We start from the raw sequence: 17,474 nt of genomic DNA, 5'->3' as shown, positions 1-17,474 counted from the left end.
TAACCGGACAGGATTTGTCTGAGCTGGATTTGCATCGCCCCTACATCGACGACATTACCTTTGAACAAAACGGCAAGTTGTTTAAGCGTGTTCCTTACACTGTCGATGTGTGGTTTGAGTCAGGGGCGATGCCCTATGCCCAGTGGCACTACCCGTTTGAAAATCAAGATGTTCTGGCTCAAAGCTTTCCAGCCGACTACATTTGTGAGGCGATCGATCAGACCCGTGGCTGGTTCTACAGTTTACATGCCCTGGCCACGCTGCTGACAGATCCTGAAGACGAGCAGCGGCCGAGGGGCGCTTTGACCCACCTGGTGGAAAATTCGCCTGCCTTCAAAAATGTAATCGTGTTGGGGCATATCGTCGATGAGAACGGCGAGAAAATGTCGAAGTCCAAAGGTAACACCGTAGACCCTTGGACAGTCCTCAACGCTCAGGGGGCAGATGCCTTGCGATGGTATCTCTTTAGCGCTAGTCCACCGGAGACCACTAAACGCTTTTCCCAATCTCTAGTGGACGATACCGTCCAAGATTTTCTCATGACCCTGTGGAATACCTATGGGTTCTTTGTGCTGTATGCCAATCTTGATGCCCCCGATCTGATCCAAGTGGTGCCTGATCGTCCTGATTTTGACCGCTGGCTAGTGGCTAAGGTACATGCGCTGACCAGAGCCGTTACCGATCAGCTAGATGACTATAACCCTACCCAGGCCAGCCGTTTGATCCGCGATTTTGTGGTTAACGATCTGTCTAATTGGTATATCCGTCGCAATCGTCGCCGCTTTTGGAAATCTGAAAATGATCGCGACAAAGCATCAGCGTATAAGACCTTATACGAAGCGCTGGTAACAGTGACTAAACTGATGGCACCGATGGCTCCGTTTATCAGCGAACACCTCTATCAGAATCTGGTCCTGAGTGTTTTTCCAAATGAGCCTGAATCGGTACATTTGGCGGAGTGGAGCCCTTGGGAAGAAGAGGCTATCGATGCTGTATTACTGCAAGATATGGACATCTTGATCCGCCTAGTTGAGTTGGGACGAGCCGCGCGATCGACGGCTGGGGTAAAGCTGCGGCAGCCATTAGGAGAGCTTTTAGTACGAGTTCGAACAGCAGCTGAGATGGCTGGTCTCAAAAGATTTGAAGCTCAACTCAAAGCAGAAATCAACGTCAAACAAGTGACTTATTTAGAGTTAGCTACTGACTTTGTTGATTACATCGTAAAACCCAACTTACCGCTACTGGGCAGGCGATTGGGTAAACAGTTACCGATATTGATCCAAACGCTGGCCACGCTCGATAGCCGCGAGATTGTACATAATATCCGCAGTTACGTTGAGACCGTCATCGACCTAGAGGGAACCGTTGTTCATCTCGAACCAGAAGCCTTTTTAATCAAGGCTAAAAGTCCAGACGGGTACGCAGCTATCGAAGACCAGGGCTATCTTGCCGCTCTGAATACTCACCTCACTAACGAGCTAATACAGGAAGGACTGATGCGTCAAGCTATCCGACACTTACAGGAGGCCCGAAAAAATGCAGGGCTGGCCATCTCTGATCGGATTCAGCTAGGGTTGCAAACGTCGGGACTCGTTTTAGATGCATTAAAGGTACACCGTGCTACGGTCGAAAGTGAGGTGCTAGCAACTGAAGTGAGGTTTAATGAGCTCGCAGTTGCCGATTATAGTGGAACCGTAACGCTCCATAATACAGAGATGCGGTATTGGATTAAGCGACAAATCACATAGCCATCCTTGCTGTAGAGTGCGTTTCATAACATACCGACCGCCGAAAGTAGCTCTGTAGGATGCAGAGGTTATCTTCGGCGGGTGATGGGCAACGTTAGATCCGCGCCTTTCTCCTTATACACTGCTAAGCTGCTGTTTTAACTTCTGATAATCTACTCGGCACTCTTGTAGAACGCGCATAGCCATACCACCACCCATCTCACCTTCTTGCAAAAGACCGAGTAACAGATGTTGGAGGTCTATCTGATCGTGACCTTGCTGTTTTGCCTGTTCAGTTGCTAGCTTCATTACACGGCGGGCACGAGGGGTAAAGGGAATTTCTGAGGGGATTTTTGTATCAGAAACGTTATATTGAGCTAACAATTTTCGGCAGAGATTTTTGGCAATGGCGAAGTCCACCCCTTGGTTGTGCAGGGCTTGTGCTTCTGAGGATGTTTTGACAGCTAGCAGCCCTAAAAGTAGAGCTTCTGCACCGAAGCAGTTGAGGTGTAACTCTCGCACACATTCTTGACCTTTAGTTAACACTTCATGGGTTTCCGGGGTAAAGCGATCCAATGAAAACCCGACCATTTCTTCCCGTACTGACAGTAGCGCCACCGCCTTGAGAATATAGTCGAATGTGGGGGCATCTAAGGTACCCCAGCTAGCAGCTTCAGCTCCCTCTTTCTGATAGAGCTGCATAAACGCTTCATAGAGTTTCAGGTCACGACCGACAAATGACAGGATGCTGTCACGCCACTGCAATGCCATGTGCTGCACCTCTGGAGAGTTGAGGTCACTACCTTGGGTGATGTGCAATCGCGTCTGATCGAGTAAATGAAGCCACTCGGCCTGCTCCTCGGTCTGTCCCTCATGCAATCGGGCTTCGAGCAAATCATGTTGTTCTTGGGTCAAATATTGTTGAGTCATGGTGAGGTTCTCCATTATCTGTAAGAGATCGTCAACTGAAGCGACTCGGGAGGTTTGGAGTTGTTGGGCTAGGGTACTGAGCTTTGTAAAAAGCGACTGCGACACAGCCATCTGTTCTTGGAGTCGTGCCAAATGTAGATTGATCACATTCGGTAGGGAGAAGTCGGGATTCTCCAGACATTCACGAATTTCCTTGAGTGCAAAGCCCAACTGTCGTAACGATAAAATTTGTTGGAGTCTTGCAATGTCTGCTTCGCTATACAGTCGATACTCTGCTTCAGTGCGGTGCGAGGGCACCAGCAAACCAATCTCGTCGTAGTACCTCAAGGTCCGAATAGATAGTCCGGTCTGTTTTGCCAACTCCCCGACTTGTAAACGTTTTGACATAGGTCGCCTCGACTCCAATTCCCCGAAAAATTGCGCTTGATAACTGAATACTAAAGGGTGACGTAACGTGAGACTCAAGGGGCAGATTATAAAGATTTGATTTTTAAATTTCGATTGCTACATAGGGCTTGCTGAATAAATCGGAATCGAATCTGGATAAGGCTTTCAGCCTCAAAAGGCTCAGTTAGGTGCAAGGTTAAATAACAGAATTTTACGGAAAATCAATGGTTTCAGCGATTTCGACCTTGCACTAGCTTTTTGAAAAATCGGTCAAATTCCTTGCTGTTAAAGCACTGATTACTTTTTCAGCAAGCCCTACATATATATAGCAATCCCATCACTCAATCCATCTACTCTTCAGGATGTACGATCTTGGTCTAACAACGCCCACGCCCACCGACCGACTGAAGGTTAATGTTCAGAACTCGAAGTTATCTGCGGCGAGTGATGGGCAACGTTAGACGGAAAAACTAACAATTGAGAAATATGATGACAACAGCTAGACCATTTCTTATGTTTCAAGGCGGTGCTGCGCAGGCAGCATTGGATCTATATTTCTCCACTTTCCCGGACTCCGGTATAGTGCGTGTTAAAAAATACACCGAGGGTGAGCCTGGTCCGGTCGGAACTATCAAGGTGGCGGTGTTCACGCTTTACGGGCGTGAGTTCATGTGCTCGGACAGTCCGATGGAGCACGAATTTTCGTTTACTCCATCAAGTTCCACCTTCGTAGAGTTTGACTCCCTGGAGGAGCTTGAGCGCGCATTTAGCATTCTGTCCGAGGAGGGTGACGTATTGATGCCACTCGACAATTACGGATTCAGCCAAAAGTTTGGCTGGGTCAATGATCGGTTTGGCGTGTCATGGCAACTCAACGTTGCCACCTAACAAATCGTTGCCGTCAGACATCAAAACCACTGCGTGGCTTTGACGCTGCTGAACTCAAGCGTTAGGCCAGTCGATCTTGTAGGGAACGCACCATGCTCATAAATTCCTTGAAGCAAGTCGTCGCAGCCTAACATAGGCCCTGAGGTAGACAATGTCTTTGAGCCCTGTAGCCTAACCCTACGCAGGAGCGGACGGAATTTACAATTCAAGCATTGATGCAAAAATATCGACCGCCCCCAGTTTCACATGCTGCCTTCAGTCATCGGTAGGACAGTATTCTGAAATGGATCTACCAACGCTTTAATCCTGTGATGAAATTACCGGTATTCCAAGTTGACGCTTTTACAGATGAAATTTTCGGTGGCAATCCTGCTGCGATTTGTCCACTTGAGAAATGGCTGCCTGATGGTGTCATGCAGAAAATAGCATTAGAGAATTCGGTTGCGGAAACAGCATTTTTTGTTCGAGCAGATCAGGGATTTGAAATCCGTTGGTTTACACCAGAAATCGAAATGGACTTGTGTGGACATGCGACTTTAGCAACAGCACATGTCATAGCAAGGCATTTAAACTATTCACTGCCTTCGATCCAGTTTCAATCGAAAAGTGGAGAGCTTACAGTAGCTGTCGAGGAAGAGTTACTAACCTTAAACTTTCCTTCGCGTAAACCTCAACCCAGTAAAGCTCCACGCGAAATCTTGGATGCCATTCAGCACAAACCTGTAGAAATTTTGAAGTCAAGAGACTATGTGCTCGTGTTTAAAGATGAAGAAATTATTCGACACCTTGAACCTAATCAACACATTCTTGAACAAGTCAATCTTGATCCAGGTGGTGTCGTTGTGACAGCAAAAGGAAAAGAATCCGACTTCGTATCACGTTTTTTCACACCGCAAGCAAGTATTTTTGAAGATCCTGTAACAGGTTCAGCCCATTGTTCACTGATACCATACTGGAGCGAGAAACTCGGCAAGGATTCCATGGTTGCCTATCAATTATCACCACGAGGCGGAAAGTTGTTTTGTAAAGATTTAGGTGAAAGAGTTTTAATTTCAGGAAAATCAGTGACTTATCTGGAGGGACACATCACAATCTAACTATTCCCAAGAGCATTTTTAGCACCAGGCCGAATACAACCCTAGTGCAGCGGATTATCTAAAGCTGCTTGCTGTGTAGTAAAGACTTCGAAAACCGCTGACCAAGAGCGTTATGCGGCATGAGTTGTAAGTTGTAATAGATCAAACTTCATCTGACAGAAGAGGGTTATCTGACACTTAGAGATTTGTCAGGTTGTGTTTGATTTTTTACACCTAAGTTACTGAGATCGCATCCGCTCATCAAGCATTGAATCGTGCATTTTGGCCCTGTGAGATGTCAAAAACTTCTCCAGTAATCATCGCCGTAGCTTGACCACAAAACATCTTGACTACTCGTGCGACATCAACAGGTTCGTAAGCTCCCATGGGTAAAGGATGGTAGCTTGCTTCGGCTGCTGCTTCCACAGCATCAAAGTTTGGATTTTCCGGGGATATAGCGTTGAGCATATAATCGTTGTCCGCCAGTGTTGTCCGCACCCATCCTGGGCACACCGCATTACACGTCACATTATGTTTGGCCATCGCCAGAGCCGTGCTCTTAGCAAAACCAATTAATCCCCATTTTGTCGAGGAATAGACTGAAAAATTCTCGTTTCCAAGCCGTCCCAAGATCGAGGAAATCATCACGATGCGGCCAGCGTTCTGCCTACGCATGATCGGTAGTGCTGCCTGAGTGGTTTTGACGGCTCCAATGAGGTTGATGTCGATAACCGTTTGGACCTCTTCGTCAGGAAACTCATCGAGCACGCCAACTTGGGTGACCCCCGCATTGACGACTAGTATGTCCAGACGGCCGAATTCTCTAACTGTACGTGCAACACTCTCCTTCAGCTTCGTGCTGTCGCGAACATCGCCTTTAATCGCGAGGCATTTGACGCCAAGGGCTTCGATATTCGATTTTGCCGTTGCCAAATCTTGCTCGGTTGCCAGGGGATAGTTGACGGCATCGAGATTGCCTGCGATGTCGTAGAGAACAATATTTGCGCCTGCTTTAGCGAACTCTTCAGCACAGGCGTAGCCGATGCCCCGAGCACCACCAGTTATAAAAGCGCATTGACCAGTAAATTCACCAGTCGACTCTGGCGATGATTGTGCGATCACGTCAGTAGCAGTGTCCTGCGCGGCAGCGGGTACACCCAGAGTGGCTACAGTAGTCGCTGCTGCTACGCCCATGGCACCGGTCGAGAGGAGTTTGCGACGGGTTGTCGCTGAAGAACCAGAAGAACGGTATTGATCACGAGACATTGTTAATTCTCCGTTGCCTGTATTGTTGAGAGGATTAATTCGTAGGGAGATGGGTGCCGTAACTCACAGCCCGATCTGTTGTTTCATCTTGCCGATGAAATGCTCGTCATCCTGAGCTTTGCGGCTATCCAACAGTTCGACAGCATCGTTGCCAGCTCGATAGCGCAGTGTACTGGTACCGTCGGTCACGGCAGTCCAAATCACCTCTGCCACGACACTAGGCTCAGAGGCCTGTTCACCCACGCTACCCCAATGGGTCAAGAGCTTTTGCACGGTACCCTGGTACTCTTCTATCGTCTCGTCATTGACAAAATCAAAAGAACGACCACCAAAATCGGTGCGAATCATGCCGGGCTCGACAATCTTCACCTTGACGCCAAAAGGTTCTAGCTCATAATGCAACGCTTCGGAAAGACCCTCGACCGCAAATTTGGTGCCGTGATAAAGCGTGCCGAGGGGAAACGTCATCTGCCCACCAATCGAGCTGATGTTCACAATTGTCCCAGCCTTGTTTGCCCGGAAATGGGGCAGTATCGCTTTTGTCATTTCCAGGAGGCCAATCACGTTGGTGTCAAACTGGCGGCGGATGTTCTCCATCGGGAAGGCTTCAAGGGGGCCATAGGCACCGTATCCCGCGTTGTTCAAAAGGACGTCAATGCATCCAAATTTCTGGATACCCTCGGCCACAGATGCATCGATTGAGCTGCTGTCAGTCACGTCCAAACGACTAATCAGAATATGGTCTAGCTGATTCAGCTCTTCTTCCTTTTCCGGTGTGCGCATGGTGGCAATCACGTTCCAACCCTTCGCCTGGAAGAACTTCGCTGTTTCCTTGCCGATGCCACTGGAGGCCCCAGTAATTAAAATTGTCTTGCTCATGTTTTAGCTGCTTTTATTATTAAAGGTTCATGCCGCCGGAAACTTCGATGCGCTGCGCGGTCATCCATTGATTGTCACCGACCAATAGGCTGGCGATCGCCCCCCCTATATCCTCGGGGAGACCCGCTCTTCCCATTGCTGTGGAAGCAGCCACAAACTGGTTGATCTCGGAATTGTCACGTACCATACCGCCGCCAAAATCAGTCTCGATCGCGCCTGGTGCGATCGCATTCACTGCAATGCCTCGCGGACCGAGTTCCTGGGCCATATAGCGAGTCAGAACCTCTACTGCACCCTTCATCGTTCCATAGGCGGCATATCCGGGCAGCGAGAATCGAGCGAGACCGGAGGAGAGATTCACGATCCGGCCACCATCTTCGATCAGCTGTAAAAGTCGCTGTGTGAGGAAGAAGACTCCTTTCACATGAATACTCATCAGCGTGTCAAATTCGTCTTCTGTGGTCTCAGCAAAAGCTGAATTAATGCCGATACCCGCGTTGTTAACGAGATAGTCAAACGATTGGCGTCCCCACACCTGATCGAGCGTGTCGGCAAGGCGCTCTGTAAAAGACGCAAACTGCGCTGTTTCACCTGTATTGAGTTGGAGTGCAGCTGCACGACCACCGAGGTTTTCAATCTTGGTCACGACCGAATTGGCCTCGTCCGAACGACTGAGGTAGGTGAGTACGACACCCACACCTTGCTTAGCTAGATGTATGGCAGCGCTACGGCCAAGACCACGGCTACCACCCGTGATCAGAGCGATTTTGTCAGTCATAGTCATTTCTAAACTGGTCATGTTCTAAATCTAGGGTTAATCAATTCAAACTACCTGCCACATCCTCCGAAAGATCTGCCTGATCCTCCAATCTATTGGTCTTTTTACAAACTGCGTGCGTATCTTGATCTATGTGACTTAGTGAATAGAAAAGGAGGCGTTTATGCAGAACCAAGATCTCATCGACCATGTTTGTGTTTACGCAGATCGCCACGCCGATCGCCAACAGGTTGACATGGAGGTATATGCCACTGGCCTTGCCGGACTTAGGATTCTGCGAAGCCGCAAGCCTACAGCTTTAGAAGCAGTGCTTTATAATCCCCTGTTCTGCCTAATCCTCCAAGGCGCTAAGGAAACCCATTTGGGTATGCGCCGAGTGAGTTTTACGGCGAGCGAGTCCTTGATTGTCAGCCATCAACTGCCGGTCATTTCGCGCGTAACTGAGGCCACCAAGATGATGCCCTATGTGGCGCTGGTACTGGAACTTGACATGGGTATAGTACGCAGTCTCTACGACGAGGTGGGCGAAGTCGAAATTGAAGAAAAGCAGGCTCGGGCACTCAACGTTGGCAAGACAGATGGGGCGCTGCTCGATGCGATGGGGCGGCTTGTCGATTTGATTGATCGACCTGTCGAAGCCACAGTACTGCTCCCGCTTGTTCTGCGTGAAATCCATTTCCGACTGCTCCTAGCCCAGCACGGCGGCATGCTGCGCCAGTTACTTCAGCGTGGGAGCCAGGCTGACCGCATAGCCAATGCGATCGCCCGTATTAAGCAGGACTATGCCACATCCCTCACCGTGGCAGAGTTAGCCAGTGTCGCAGGGCTAAGCCCGTCGTCCTTTCACGAGCATTTCAAGGCGCTGACAGCGACGACGCCCTTGCAATATCAGAAAGAACTCAGGCTCCTCGAAGCTCGCCGATTGTTGATGAATGGGAACCATAGCGTCTCTAGTGCTGCGTTCGAAGTTGGTTATGAAAGCCCCACACAGTTCAGTCGCGAGTATTCCCGCAAGTTCGGCAACTCACCTAGCAAAGACTTGGCTAAACATACGAAAGTGTAGTGTTGCACAAGATTTCAAAGCCTTCCTAGTCATTGAAAAGTTACGATTTGCCCAAACGTCTCATAACAACGCCCATGCAGACCGACGGCTGAGAGTCGATCGGTTAACATGCAAAGGTGATTTACGGCGGGTGATGGGCAACGTTATATGGCATGCGATACTTCCATGAAATTGCAAATCGCTGCAACGACGGATGCAGATGCGATCATCGCTTTCGATCAGGTCGCGGCATCTGACCCGACACGCGTCCAGTTCATCCACGACCAGATCAAATCGGGTGCGTGTTACATCGCCGTCATCGACACTAACGTCGTGGCCTACGCTGTCCTGAACTACAAGTTCTATGACAACGGTTGGATCGAAATGCTCTATGTCCATCCGCAATTTCGACGCCAAGGAATCGGTTCCGCGTTGATCCGCCATTTGGTCAACGAATGCCGCACACCTAAACTATTCACATCGACGAATCAATCCAACTTTTCAATGCAGCGGCTGCTGGCAGCGCAGGGGTTTAAGCGAAGCGGCTTCATCGAAAACCTTGACGAAGGCGATCCAGAATTAGTGTACTTCAAACGCTTGTGCGATGATGCTACATAACAAGCGTATTGTACCGGAGCCGCCGATCCGATGGGATCTAAGTGGAACATCAAAAGCGGCAGCCCGGTAACTGGTTACGTTAGCTATCAAAAAGTAGTGACATGAATGTCAGGTATACAACTTCAATAGAAACTATAAACTGGAAGGAAGTGTCCGATATATTCAAAGCTGTCGGATGGGGAGAAAGGCTTTCGGAACAAGTTAAACTTTCATTCGAAAGAAGCTCCTTTAAATGCTTTGCTTATATCAGTGATGAATTGGTTGGTGTAGGTAGAACAGTTGACGATGGATATTACTATGGATGGATAGTTGATTTGGCTGTGTTGCCCAAATATCAAAGGAATGGGATTGGCTCTAAAATCCTTAGTGAACTTGAAAACGACCTCAAGCCTTTTCTCACTACGATGTTGACAGCCGCACCAGGGAAAAGCAACTTTTATGAAAAACTAGGTTGGCATAAACAGCGCTCAGCCTATATATGGCCTCGCTCAGAAGAACAAATACGCTCATTCTCCGAACATGGCTAACAAGAGCTTGAAACGGAACGGAAATATATACGATTGACATAAGGCAAACATTATTGTCATCCGCTGAAGTCCAAACCGCTATGCGGCCTTAAATCGCATTAGCATCGCATCAGCCATTTTGTTGCAATCTTAGCTTTTTCGATAACGACTAGGAGTTATTCCAGTAGCTTCTCGAAAATGTTTGGTCAAGTGACTTTGGCTATTGAACCCACATTGCAGGGCAATTTCTGCGATCGCAAGTTTTGTTCCTTTTAATAACTGTTGAGCCTGCTCTACCCGCTGCTTAAGCACATACTGATGGGGGGTGATGCCCATCGACTGCTTAAACAAGCGGCTGAAGTGAAACTGACTCATACCGGCTACCTCAGCCAGGTCTGCCAATTGAATCGACCGATCGAGATGAGCCTGAATGTAGTCTGAAATTTGCAAAATCTTGCGATCGCCTAAGCCTCCCTTATACAAAGCAACGCGAGGCTGATCAGCAGAATACTCACGGAGCAAATTGATCGCTAACACATTCGCCAGCGATTCCACATAAAGTTGCCCCACCCAGCCATCACCCTTATGCATCTCGCTACGTAACAGCATCAAAACTTGTTCAAGCTGAGGATCGCGCACACGAAATACTGTGCGGAGTTCCAATCGAGCTGGGTCAAGCTCTACGGCAGATTGGGCCACAAACTGCAGAAACTGTGCCGGAATTTGCACATGAAAATAGTGATCGTCCCCCTCAGCTCGATAGGACGCTGGGATCTGAGCTGGGATAATAGAAATGTCTCCTTTGGCATAGAGCCCCGTATACCGGCGGTCGCCCACCACCTGATGAATACGGTGGGGGCGGGGGGCCAAGCAGAGGGCAATAGCATGTCGTTCCCCTTCTAGCAGGTCTGTGCCACCGGACGGTTCCTGAAATTCTTCCACCAATAACGGCTACCAGCCCAGGGTTTGGCTCGAAGCAATCGGTTTAGGTCCAGAGCTGCTCAGAGGGCTACTGTTATGCTGAGTTGCCTTTGCCATAAGACGTTTAAGACTTTTTCAAAAATTGGCCGCAAGATTCTGATAAATACGCAAGTTTCAATCAGAAAGCTATCTACGGTTCTCTGCAAGGTCTCCAGGATACTCAAGTACCCATGCTGCTGAATATGCTGGGCTACTGGGGCGTTGGGCTATCGGTGGGCTATGTGCTTGGCTTCCAGTTTGGTATGGGCAGTCGGGGACTATGGATCGGACAGTCGGTTGCGATCGCAGCCGTGGCTATCCTCTTCAGCTGGCGGCTTTACCAGCTAATCGGTCGCCGCAAGCATGTATTTTCGGCATAGAAATAGAGGAGACAGATGTGGAAAACATCACCATGAGGTCTCCACGATAGGATAGAGCTGATCGTTTTTCCAAGTTTTAGGATTCAGTACAATATAGTGTCGCAGTGTTTGTAGCGCCTCGTTGTCACGGATAATGTGTTCGTAATAATTTCGTTGCCACAGGCGTTGATGGAAAGGTTCCCAATCCTGGTGATGTACCCCGGTAATATAACCGTGGGTCGTAATGGATTTGAATGCGCCAACAATATGTCCCAACGTGATTTTTTCTGTAGGGGCTGGCCTTGTACCTGCCCTGCGATCATTGTCGCCTAATATCGATCCGCTATGGGTAACGTTATTGCAGGATAGATTTGATAGGGATGCTGGATTATGGCGTAGGTTATCTAGGGCACCCACAAGGGGAGCCCCTACGTTTTCTGTATAAATTCAGTATTATGTTGACCATTTTGAATATCTTTGGGCATGGTGGATTTATATAGAGATAACAAGGTATCTGAATAACAAAAGGGCACCCACAAGGGGAGCCCCTACATCAACCATTTAGGTTTTATTCAAACCGTTTACTTGTCTCTATTTGCTTTGATTGTCTAGGTGCTCCAGGCGAGTCTCCTGGATATCTTTAACACTCTTAGACTGGTTATCCAAATGCTCTAAGCGTCTTTGATGTACGCTGTTGCCACCAGAAACATCTGTCAGCTGCTCATCAGAGATTTGCTCATCGGCCTGGGTGTTCTTAGTTTGATCTGTCATGGTGCATGCCTCAAAAAAATTAGGACAGTTACGAGCTGTGAAAGGAGAAACACAATGAACGCTTTTCCTCTCATGGGTATTACTTTATCCAGGCTCCATCGCTGTAGTTTTAATGGTTGCTTAGAAGTGAATGACAAAATGGCATGGGTTTGCTGAGACTCTTCTCATAGAAATCATCCTTGGTAGTGACCCTTTTCACCGGATAAACTCAGCCATTTTAAAGCAGTATTTACAGTTATCTCAGCATTTTGTCAGAAATTCTTCAGATAACTCTGCCATCCTTTGGAGCACCTTGTTACTAGATTGCTAACATGCAAGACCCATCGTCATCTTCATTGTCACTGGGTGCCACCCCCAGTCGCTTTCAGTTTAACCGCCAACTGTGGGAACGATTTGTGGCCATTGCCCAACCCTATTTTTATCCCACTGGCCCCAGACAAACTAGAGTCTATCTGGGTCTATTATTATTGTTGTTATTCGTTGTAGTCGCTGTTGCGTTTTGGCTCACAGTCGGTTTAACTTTACTGGGCAGAGCGCTATTTCCTGACTTTTTTACTACTTTGGCTGGACAACTGGTGGCGCAAGTGATGGCGTTATTGTTGTCTTGGATACCCTATGGGGCCGTGGCAACTCTAGCCATAGGGGGTGCAGTTGCGTATCGGTTGAGGCGAGGCTTGCAACAGCGATGGTCCCAATGGAGTTTGCTCGGTCTTTTATTATTGTTGTCGTTTATAGTCAACGGCATCAATGTCTCCATTAGCTATGTTTTTAGATTTGTAGAAAATGCCCTAAATCAGCAGGATGCCAATACGTTTTGGCAATTTCTGTCTGTATATGGCGTGATTATTGTGGCGGTTATTCCAATTATTGTGTTGTACCGCTATGTACGCCTGAAGCTGGCATTGCGCTGGCGTATGTGGTTAACGGAACATTTCTTGGAGCGTTATTTTAGCAATCGTGCTTACTATGAGTTAGATTCGAATGCCGCCAATACGGAAATTGATAACCCAGATCAGCGGATTACCCAGGATATTAAGTCGTTTACAGCGGTTACGTTATCGTTTTTGCTCGATATTTTAGACTCGGTGCTGACGCTAGTTGCTTTTACTACCATTCTCTATACCATTTCTAAGCCGCTGACCATTGGGCTACTGGTGTATGCCATTGTGGGAACTGCGATCGCAGCCCTCACCGGTCGTCGCCTGATCAAAATCAACTACGATCAGCTCCGCCTTGAAGCCGACTTTCGCTACAGCATGGTGCATGTGCGAGACAATGCTGAATCCATTGCCTTTTATCGGGGTGAGCAACTAGAGAGAGAACAGGTCACCCAGCGTCTGCTAACAGCCGTCCGTAACTTTGACTTGTTGATTATTTGGCAATCCTTAATTGACATATTCCAGTACGGGTACAACTATTTCACCCGGATTGTTCCCTATGTGATTGTTGCGCCGTTGTATTTTGCAGGGGAAACCGATTTTGGCACCTTCACCCAGGCAGCTATTGCCTTTAATCAGGTGCTGCGGGCGCTGTCGCTAATTACTAACCGTATTGACGAGATTGCCGAATTTGCCGCCAGCATCAATCGGCTTGGGGCTTTCTATGGGCACATGGAGCAGCCCTATATTGCCCATCAGCACGAACATCGCAGTGAGATTCAGACGCATATTGATGCTCAATTGACGTTGGAAAAGCTGACGATTTTGACACCCAATTCTAGCCAGACCCTGGTCCAAGATTTGTCTCTACAGGTAGGGGCAAACGACCGCCTACTGATTGTGGGGGCAAGCGGTTGTGGTAAAAGCTCCTTATTGCGTGCGATCGCAGGGTTATGGACCAACGGCCAGGGTCAGATCCTAAGGCCAGAGGTGCGAGATATGTTGTTTTTGCCCCAGCGACCTTACATGCTGTTGGGCACCCTGCGAGAGCAGTTGACCTATCCCCATAATTATCAGCACCCAGAGGTGACGCTGCTAAACGTGTTAGAGCAGGTAAATTTGGGCGGTTTACCCGAGCGGTTTGGCGGTCTCGATACAATTCACGATTGGCTCAGTGTTTTATCGTTAGGACAACAGCAACGGTTGGCCTTTGCCCGGGTGCTACTCTCTCAGCCCCGATACGTCATGTTAGATGAGGCCACCAGTGCTTTAGATATTGAAAATGAGCGGCATCTCTATCAATTGCTAGCAGAAACTGAGACAGCCTACGTCAGCGTGGGACACCGGCCATCGTTGTTGGAGTACCACCATAGGGTACTGGAGTTAAGGGGCGATCAGCCCTGGCAGGTGGCGTCATCGGCAGCCTATGGCCGCAAATCCTCAGAGAGACAAGTATCATCGCCATTTATTTTTCACAAAGGCTAAAAAGCCCAATACAATTTCTTTATAGGCCAAAAATTACAGACCTATGGCAAACTGCTAACTGCATGCAGTCGTTTGCTGTGCCCATAGCTGCTGCCATCCATAGCTTCCAGCAATCACTGATGCTGTGAACTACATGCGCCAAGCTATTTTTGCTCAAGCTATATATTTACTACAGTTCGAAAAAAAATGATGAACATTAAGAAGTGGACGCCCCTTTCACTCTCTGTTTTAACAACGCTAGTCCTATGCGCGGCTTATCCAACTCCCCTGGTGGCCCAGGCACCAGCCCTGGGAGATCCTGTGACCACAGTGCCGGTGGCTCAAGACGGCATCACCATTCGCCTGGTAAATCAAACAACGGACACCATTACCTATGAAGCATTGGGGGATACTCAGCCTCGCCGCCTCACACCAACAGCAGACATCACCTTGCAACAGCTAAACACCCCAGCCACCCTGACGTTCTTTTACGAAGATATTCCGAAAGATCGCCAGACGGGGGTGGGCTTACTACAAACGGCCATCAACTTTGATGAAACGACCGGTGTCTTAGATATAATTATCCGCCCCACCAATGATTTAGATGCGGATGTCAGTAACCTGACCGTTGAGGCCAACGGCAACGTGTTTGTGTTTTAAGGAGATGCGGTCGCAGCTTATGTGCGGGCACAGCTAATGCGTACTGATTAATTGGCTAATTGGCGAGGGGCTGGGCTGGGCGGAACGGTAAGTCGGCTACAGCCTCTCCGCTAATGGGCTGAAGGGTGGAAGCCCCTGAGAAGGTTAGCAACGACGAATTACCCAGGGCCTGCGCCAGGGTGCCTAACGTTTGCTTAACCAGTGAGTCTGGATTTAGCACAACCCAACCATTGCTGGTGAGTTGGCGCAGCTCAAAGTGTAGGTGTGGCCCCGTGGAGTTACCTGTGCTACCCACCAAACCAATCACTTCACCTTGTTCTACCCATTCACCGGGCTGCACTAAAATCTGTGCCAGGTGGGCATAGCGGCTCTCCAGGCTGTTGTCGTTGTGGCGTAGTATGACCGTTAAACCGTAACCCCCTAAATATTCTGATACGGTGACGCGACCGGACTGGGTAGCAACAACGGATGTCCCCATGGGGGCGGCAATATCAGTCCCTGAGTGGAAGCGCTGTACTCCAAAAATAGGGTGCATCCGCCAGCCAAAGACGGAGGATATGGAGGCAGGTACGGTCAATGGAAAAATGAATTTTTCACCCAGCTGTAGCTGCACAACGGCTTGGGCTGCTCTACTGTAATAGTCCCGAGCAGCGGCGGTTGTGCCGCCCGGCAGCGGTAGACCTGGAATGTTAATGGCAGAACCGGCAAAGCCACCTTGGGCTTGGCCAGGGGTTAAACGGTTTGCGATCGCACCTGCCAACCGACCCACGGTGCCACAGGCAGCATTGCTCACTCCATTGCGACCTTCTAACAAAAACTCACAGCCGCTAGAACGTTCAGAAATAACCACATCCGGCATCGTAGCGCCCACGTTATAGGATGTGGTATCAATCAGCCCAGCCCCATAGTCAGCGGGTGAAATCACCTCTACGTCAGGGGCACTGTTAGAAACCTCAGCCTGCCTGCCTGTCCTCAAGGACTCCAGGGTGGGGGCAGCCGCTGGCGCTGGCTCAATAAAAACTGTGCCATAATCAACAGCTCCAGACGATGGAGCCTCAATGGAGCTAGGCACAACGCTGCTGGGTGCTACAGGCTCTACCACTAAGGGGGCGGGAGCAACAGGAGGGGCAACTTGTCCTTGATGGGTTTCAACGGCAGATTGAGGGGTGGCTAAATCACTGGCCGACCCCATCTCAGCTTGGGCCAAGACGGCCTGAGTACTCAACAGACCAACGACAGCAAAGGTGCTAACCCTCAAAAGCTGTGAGCTTTGAAGCGGGAGGTTCTGCACTAGTTGAATAAATGTTTTATCAGAAGCGGTCATGGCGAAATTGGTATTTGAGTAGGAGGCCCTGCCAATCGTTAGAGTTAATTTAGGTGCCCGCTGAGCTTGAGAATTTTAGCGTTTAACTTAGCCATTTAGACTTACGTATAACAGAGTAGCAATAAACTGAAGAAATCATCATATCCGGAGTCCACTGAAACGTGGCAATCGATAGATACAGGTTAGGAATACCTAGTAATGGAGCCAATGTAGGCCCTCTCAGTTATGTATCGCGCCCTAGCCCATATACGGATACGGGATAGCAAAAAATGACATAATTTTTATGCCACTTCTCAAACCGGCATAAACGGCTTAATAAAGCTAACAATCCTGTCCTTAATTCTTGAATAGACGTGCTGAGAAATCTACCTTGAAGCTTTGACAAAGGCTCCTGCCCTATAGCTTCAAAGCGCTTAAGTCGATGCTAGGTTGAATAGGGACATTGTGTGATTAACGTTTCAGAGTTGAACTACCATGAGTCTGCTCCGTTTCTCCCAGTCTGTTGCTCTCCCAAGAGTTCTGGCCTGTCCATTAACAGTTTTAGCAGCCCTCTCGTCAGCCACACCGGCGTGGGCCAATGCTGATGAATATGCGTTTACACTGGTCAACGATACGTCCGTCGACATGCTGGAGTTTTATGCTTCGCCCCAGGTGGCTAACGATTGGGAGGGCGATCTCCTGGGGAATGAGGCGGTTCGAGAAAATGGCGATTGGACTATTATTACCCTGTCCGGTGACCGTGGCTGTATCTATGACTTTCTGGCCGTATTTTCCGATGGTGACAAACTGGAAAAATATGGCATTAACGTATGTGATTTAGAAACCCATACGTACTATGAAAACTAAACTTCTATCTTTGGAACAACGTCCCGCCCTAAATTGATACCCTGTTCTAGGGTCCTTTTTGTCAAGGATTTTCTTAGCCTGCAGCCACACTTGCCGTGTGCCTGAGCTTGATAAG

18 protein-coding genes are annotated in these 17,474 nt (G+C 48.7%); 10 read left to right on the top strand and 8 right to left on the bottom strand.

What is annotated here, in order from left to right; genetic code table 11:
• Window positions 1–1,748, top strand: a 1,748-nt coding sequence (locus tag QGP82_RS13010) for a class I tRNA ligase family protein (RefSeq protein ID WP_499059525.1), incomplete at its 5' end; no start/stop codon positions are given.
• Window positions 1,749–1,862: 114 nt separating this feature from the next.
• Here QGP82_RS13010 and QGP82_RS13005 read toward each other — a convergent pair.
• On the bottom strand, window positions 1,863–3,044 hold the full coding sequence (locus tag QGP82_RS13005) for a Clp protease N-terminal domain-containing protein (protein ID WP_499059524.1): 1,182 nt from the start codon (window positions 3,042–3,044) through the stop codon (window positions 1,863–1,865).
• Window positions 3,045–3,533: 489 nt separating this feature from the next.
• On the opposite strand from QGP82_RS13005, the gene QGP82_RS13000 reads away from it, so the two are divergent.
• Both QGP82_RS13000 and QGP82_RS12995 read left to right on the top strand, forming a co-directional pair.
• Window positions 3,534–3,932, top strand: a complete 399-nt coding sequence (locus QGP82_RS13000; RefSeq protein WP_499059528.1) for a VOC family protein — start codon at window positions 3,534–3,536, stop codon at window positions 3,930–3,932.
• Window positions 3,933–4,243: 311 nt separating this feature from the next.
• Window positions 4,244–5,029 carry a PhzF family phenazine biosynthesis protein gene (locus tag QGP82_RS12995; RefSeq protein WP_499059522.1) on the top strand — a complete coding sequence of 262 codons (786 nt, stop codon included), beginning with the start codon at window positions 4,244–4,246 and terminating at the stop codon, window positions 5,027–5,029.
• Between the two features lie 240 nt (window positions 5,030–5,269).
• On the opposite strand, the gene QGP82_RS12990 is transcribed toward QGP82_RS12995, so the two are convergent.
• From QGP82_RS12990 to QGP82_RS12980, 3 genes are all read right to left on the bottom strand, one after another.
• On the bottom strand, window positions 5,270–6,274 hold the full coding sequence (locus QGP82_RS12990) for an SDR family NAD(P)-dependent oxidoreductase (RefSeq protein WP_499059520.1): 1,005 nt from the start codon (window positions 6,272–6,274) through the stop codon (window positions 5,270–5,272).
• 63 nt (window positions 6,275–6,337) lie between these two features.
• Window positions 6,338–7,153 (bottom strand): SDR family oxidoreductase, encoded by an 816-nt coding sequence (locus tag QGP82_RS12985; RefSeq protein WP_499059518.1) that lies wholly within the window; start codon window positions 7,151–7,153, stop codon window positions 6,338–6,340.
• Between the two features lie 19 nt (window positions 7,154–7,172).
• Window positions 7,173–7,931, bottom strand: a complete 759-nt coding sequence (locus QGP82_RS12980) for an SDR family NAD(P)-dependent oxidoreductase (protein ID WP_499059527.1) — start codon at window positions 7,929–7,931, stop codon at window positions 7,173–7,175.
• 163 nt (window positions 7,932–8,094) lie between these two features.
• Between QGP82_RS12980 and QGP82_RS12975 the strand changes: the two genes are divergently transcribed.
• From QGP82_RS12975 to QGP82_RS12965, 3 genes are all read left to right on the top strand, one after another.
• Window positions 8,095–8,994 (top strand): AraC family transcriptional regulator, encoded by a 900-nt coding sequence (locus tag QGP82_RS12975; protein ID WP_499059516.1) that lies wholly within the window; start codon window positions 8,095–8,097, stop codon window positions 8,992–8,994.
• Between the two features lie 165 nt (window positions 8,995–9,159).
• Window positions 9,160–9,591, top strand: coding sequence for a GNAT family N-acetyltransferase (locus tag QGP82_RS12970; RefSeq protein WP_499059514.1), 432 nt, complete (start codon window positions 9,160–9,162; stop codon window positions 9,589–9,591).
• A gap of 101 nt (window positions 9,592–9,692) precedes the next feature.
• Complete coding sequence (locus QGP82_RS12965) at window positions 9,693–10,118, top strand: GNAT family N-acetyltransferase (protein ID WP_499059512.1); 426 nt, start codon at window positions 9,693–9,695, stop codon at window positions 10,116–10,118.
• 129 nt (window positions 10,119–10,247) lie between these two features.
• Here QGP82_RS12965 and QGP82_RS12960 read toward each other — a convergent pair whose 3' ends face one another.
• The gene (locus QGP82_RS12960; RefSeq protein WP_499059508.1) at window positions 10,248–11,039 is read right to left on the bottom strand and encodes an AraC family transcriptional regulator; all 792 of its coding nucleotides are present in this window, start codon (window positions 11,037–11,039) and stop codon (window positions 10,248–10,250) included.
• A 209-nt stretch (window positions 11,040–11,248) separates the two neighbouring features.
• On the opposite strand from QGP82_RS12960, the gene QGP82_RS12955 reads away from it, so the two are divergent.
• Window positions 11,249–11,437, top strand: a complete 189-nt coding sequence (locus tag QGP82_RS12955; protein ID WP_250565099.1) for a hypothetical protein — start codon at window positions 11,249–11,251, stop codon at window positions 11,435–11,437.
• 27 nt (window positions 11,438–11,464) lie between these two features.
• Here the strand turns inward: QGP82_RS12955 and QGP82_RS12950 are convergent, their stop codons facing one another.
• Both QGP82_RS12950 and QGP82_RS12945 read right to left on the bottom strand, forming a co-directional pair.
• Window positions 11,465–11,833: a transposase gene (locus tag QGP82_RS12950; protein ID WP_163668279.1), complete on the bottom strand. Its 369-nt coding sequence runs from the start codon at window positions 11,831–11,833 to the stop codon at window positions 11,465–11,467.
• Window positions 11,834–12,007: 174 nt separating this feature from the next.
• Entirely contained in the window at window positions 12,008–12,187 is a 180-nt protein-coding gene (locus QGP82_RS12945) for a hypothetical protein (protein WP_163668277.1), read from the bottom strand.
• Window positions 12,188–12,498: 311 nt separating this feature from the next.
• Here QGP82_RS12945 and QGP82_RS12940 point away from each other — a divergent pair, with 311 nt between their 5' ends.
• Both QGP82_RS12940 and QGP82_RS12935 read left to right on the top strand, forming a co-directional pair.
• Window positions 12,499–14,550, top strand: coding sequence for an ABC transporter ATP-binding protein/permease (locus QGP82_RS12940; RefSeq protein WP_499059504.1), 2,052 nt, complete (start codon window positions 12,499–12,501; stop codon window positions 14,548–14,550).
• A gap of 186 nt (window positions 14,551–14,736) precedes the next feature.
• Window positions 14,737–15,189, top strand: a complete 453-nt coding sequence (locus QGP82_RS12935; RefSeq protein WP_163668273.1) for a hypothetical protein — start codon at window positions 14,737–14,739, stop codon at window positions 15,187–15,189.
• 55 nt (window positions 15,190–15,244) lie between these two features.
• Here QGP82_RS12935 and QGP82_RS12930 read toward each other — a convergent pair whose 3' ends face one another.
• A complete protein-coding gene (locus QGP82_RS12930; RefSeq protein ID WP_499059501.1) occupies window positions 15,245–16,513 on the bottom strand; it encodes a M23 family metallopeptidase in 1,269 nt (422 codons plus the stop codon).
• A 474-nt stretch (window positions 16,514–16,987) separates the two neighbouring features.
• On the opposite strand from QGP82_RS12930, the gene QGP82_RS12925 reads away from it, so the two are divergent.
• Entirely contained in the window at window positions 16,988–17,359 is a 372-nt protein-coding gene (locus tag QGP82_RS12925) for a hypothetical protein (RefSeq protein ID WP_163668269.1), read from the top strand.
• Window positions 17,360–17,474: the final 115 nt, after the last annotated feature.

Source organism: Leptothoe sp. LEGE 181152, from assembly GCF_032906605.1.
Lineage (GTDB): Bacteria > Cyanobacteriota > Cyanobacteriia > Phormidesmidales > Phormidesmidaceae > Leptothoe > Leptothoe turfae.
Note: the sequence above shows the minus strand (reverse complement) of the source record. Positions and strands in the feature narration are given on the sequence as shown.

What these genes read in the sequence shown, in the direction of transcription:
- QGP82_RS12975 (WP_499059516.1), top strand. Translation starts at nt 8,095, where the DNA reads ATGCAGAACCAAGATCTCATCGACCATGTTTGTGTTTACGCAGATCGC.
- QGP82_RS12925 (WP_163668269.1), top strand. Translation starts at nt 16,988, where the DNA reads ATGAGTCTGCTCCGTTTCTCCCAGTCTGTTGCTCTCCCAAGAGTTCTG.
- QGP82_RS12990 (WP_499059520.1), bottom strand. Translation starts at nt 6,274, where the DNA reads ATGTCTCGTGATCAATACCGTTCTTCTGGTTCTTCAGCGACAACCCGT.
- QGP82_RS12930 (WP_499059501.1), bottom strand. Translation starts at nt 16,513, where the DNA reads ATGACCGCTTCTGATAAAACATTTATTCAACTAGTGCAGAACCTCCCG.
- QGP82_RS12935 (WP_163668273.1), top strand. Translation starts at nt 14,737, where the DNA reads ATGATGAACATTAAGAAGTGGACGCCCCTTTCACTCTCTGTTTTAACA.
- QGP82_RS13005 (WP_499059524.1), bottom strand. Translation starts at nt 3,044, where the DNA reads ATGTCAAAACGTTTACAAGTCGGGGAGTTGGCAAAACAGACCGGACTA.
- QGP82_RS12985 (WP_499059518.1), bottom strand. Translation starts at nt 7,153, where the DNA reads ATGAGCAAGACAATTTTAATTACTGGGGCCTCCAGTGGCATCGGCAAG.
- QGP82_RS12955 (WP_250565099.1), top strand. Translation starts at nt 11,249, where the DNA reads ATGCTGCTGAATATGCTGGGCTACTGGGGCGTTGGGCTATCGGTGGGC.
- QGP82_RS13000 (WP_499059528.1), top strand. Translation starts at nt 3,534, where the DNA reads ATGACAACAGCTAGACCATTTCTTATGTTTCAAGGCGGTGCTGCGCAG.
- QGP82_RS12980 (WP_499059527.1), bottom strand. Translation starts at nt 7,931, where the DNA reads ATGACTGACAAAATCGCTCTGATCACGGGTGGTAGCCGTGGTCTTGGC.
- QGP82_RS12940 (WP_499059504.1), top strand. Translation starts at nt 12,499, where the DNA reads ATGCAAGACCCATCGTCATCTTCATTGTCACTGGGTGCCACCCCCAGT.
- QGP82_RS12965 (WP_499059512.1), top strand. Translation starts at nt 9,693, where the DNA reads ATGAATGTCAGGTATACAACTTCAATAGAAACTATAAACTGGAAGGAA.
- QGP82_RS12945 (WP_163668277.1), bottom strand. Translation starts at nt 12,187, where the DNA reads ATGACAGATCAAACTAAGAACACCCAGGCCGATGAGCAAATCTCTGAT.
- QGP82_RS12970 (WP_499059514.1), top strand. Translation starts at nt 9,160, where the DNA reads ATGAAATTGCAAATCGCTGCAACGACGGATGCAGATGCGATCATCGCT.
- QGP82_RS12995 (WP_499059522.1), top strand. Translation starts at nt 4,244, where the DNA reads ATGAAATTACCGGTATTCCAAGTTGACGCTTTTACAGATGAAATTTTC.